2 protein-coding genes are annotated in these 2,161 nt (G+C 74.7%); one reads left to right on the top strand and one right to left on the bottom strand.

The window, feature by feature from the left end; all coding sequences use genetic code 11:
• Nucleotides 1–315 precede the first annotated feature (315 nt).
• Nucleotides 316–1,062, bottom strand: a complete 747-nt coding sequence (locus AB0F11_RS38100; protein ID WP_362184446.1) for an SDR family oxidoreductase — start codon at nucleotides 1,060–1,062, stop codon at nucleotides 316–318.
• Nucleotides 1,063–1,476: 414 nt separating this feature from the next.
• Here AB0F11_RS38100 and AB0F11_RS38095 point away from each other — a divergent pair.
• A partial coding sequence (locus tag AB0F11_RS38095) for an MFS transporter (RefSeq protein ID WP_362184444.1) occupies nucleotides 1,477–2,161 on the top strand: 685 nt, incomplete at its 3' end.

Below are 2,161 nucleotides of genomic sequence, written 5' to 3'. Positions count from 1 at the left end.
CTCCGTCCGCAAACGGGCCGCCGCACGGGCGGTGCGGGAGGTGAGCGACTACCTGGGCAACACCCCAGCCGTCTGCCGGCCATCCTCGTACCGCTCGTCTTCGAGCGGTACGAGGAGGCGTCACCGTCGCCGCAGCCATGGGACGCCTCGGCGAGGACACGGACCTCGGTACGCCGGCCACCCGGGGCGCGGTCGAACGGGCCGTGCTGCGCCTGCTCCGCGACTGACCCCTGCGGCCCGCCGCACGGGCGGGCAGGTCAGGTCAGCGCAGGGCAGGCAGGGGCAGCTGCGGGCCAGGTCAGGGCTCGGGGCCGGTCAGGGCCAGGACGGTTCCTTGCGCGGGACGACCACCACCTCCGGCACCGAGCTCCCGCCCGGCACGGCGAGGGTGTACATCACCGTGTCGGCGACGATGTCGGGGCTCTGGAGCATCGAGACGTCCGTGTCCGGGAACCGGTCCATGATGAAGGCGGTCTCCATGCCGCCCGCGATGATCCCGGTGATCCCGATGCCCAGGCAGTCCCGCTGCGCCTCCTTGAACAGGGTGTGCGTGAAGGCGCGCAGGCCCGACTTGCTCGCCGAGTACGGGCCCGCCTCCGTCCAGGTGCGGTTGGCGGCGGTGGAGAGGATGTTCACGATGTGGCCGCCGCCCCGGGCCACCATGCGGCGGTAGGACTCCAGGCACAGGTACATCGGTCCCAGCAGGTTGGTCGACACCACCCGGGTCACCTCGTCGGCCGTCAGGTGCTCGGCGGACTTCGAGACGTCCACCGCGGCGCAGTTCACGAGGATGTCGAGCTCCTGCGAGGCCCCGTCCAGCCCGCGGAAGACCTCCGCGATCTGTGCGGGCTCGCGGACGTCCAGCTCCACGTAGCGGGCCTGCCCGCCGCTCGCCGTGACGTCCCCGCACAGCTCCTGCGCGAGGTCCTGCCGTACGTCGGCCACGAGCACGGTGGCTCCGGCCGTCGCGAGCCGGCGGGAGATCGCGGCGCCCAGGCCGCGCGCCCCACCGGTCACGAGGGCCTGCTTGCCGCGCAGGTCGAGCGGCGCCGAGCTGCCCATCGCGGTCACCCGCCTTTCGTCGGTCCACGGGCCGCCGGACGGGCGCGGGCGCGCCTCGGCCGTGACTGGCCCTGGCCCTCCACTCTTGCCCGCCGGAGCCCGGCGGGCACTCCGGGTTAGGCCACTTGCGCCGCCTCCGGCGGGCGGTCGCGCAGGGTGGGTGTGAGCAAGCCCACCAGAAGTCCAACCGGCGTGCTGTGCCGTGGCTTTGGGGGCCAGCGGGGCCCGGGTGAGCGCGGTCACGTACGCCTCGCGCACCAGGTCTGCCAGCATGGGCGGACGGGATGATTCCGCCGCACCCGCCCGGGCCGACCGGGGCGGGTGCCCGCCGTGCTGCGCCGGATCCGCCCGTTCCCCCACTGCCCTGTCCCCGCCCCGCTCCCCGGTACCCCTGTGTCCTCCACCACTTCCGCCGTGCCCTCAGCCGTGCCCTCGACCGCCGCGCCCTCGACCGCTGCACCCGCCCCGCGCCCCGACCGCTCGCCCTGGCGTTCCCTGCGCCACCGCGGCATGCGGTGGTGGGCCGCCGCCAACTTCGTCTCCAACGTGGGCACCTGGACCCAACTGACGGTGCAGAACCTGCTGGTCCTGCAGATCACCGGCTCCGCCGCCGTCACCGGCCTGTCCGTGTCCCTCCAGGCTGCACCCGGACTGCTGCTCGGGCTGGCCGGGGGAACGCTCGTCGACCGGTGGTCCCACAAGGCGACCGCCGCCGTCTGCCAGGCCCTGCTGGGCGCGGTGGCCCTGGTCACCTGCCTCCTCGTCGCCTTCGACCGGCTGGACCTGCCGGTGCTCATGGGCCTCGCCGTGGTCACCGGTGTGATCGCCACCGTCGACGGACCGGCCTGCTCGCTCCTCGGCAACGGTCTGGTCCCGCCGCAGGACGTCCCGTCGGCCATCGGGGTGGGCTCGCTCGTGCACAGCGCGGGGCGGCTCGTCGGCGCCGCCGTGGCCGGTGTGACCGTCGCCGCGTTCGGCACGGCCGCCGCCTACGCCGTCAACGGCCTGTCGTTCCTGGTCGTCGCCGCCGTCATCCCCTTCCTGCGGCCCGCCCCGGGCTCGGAGCCGGCCGCCGCGCAGCCGCCCGCCCGGATGGCCC

This window comes from Streptomyces sp. NPDC032472 (assembly GCF_040636955.1).
Classification (GTDB): domain Bacteria; phylum Actinomycetota; class Actinomycetes; order Streptomycetales; family Streptomycetaceae; genus Streptomyces.
The sequence above is the reverse complement of the archived record's forward strand: the minus strand, read 5'-3'. Positions and strand labels throughout refer to the sequence as shown.

What these genes read in the sequence shown, in the direction of transcription:
- AB0F11_RS38100 (WP_362184446.1), bottom strand. Translation starts at nt 1,062, where the DNA reads ATGGGCAGCTCGGCGCCGCTCGACCTGCGCGGCAAGCAGGCCCTCGTG.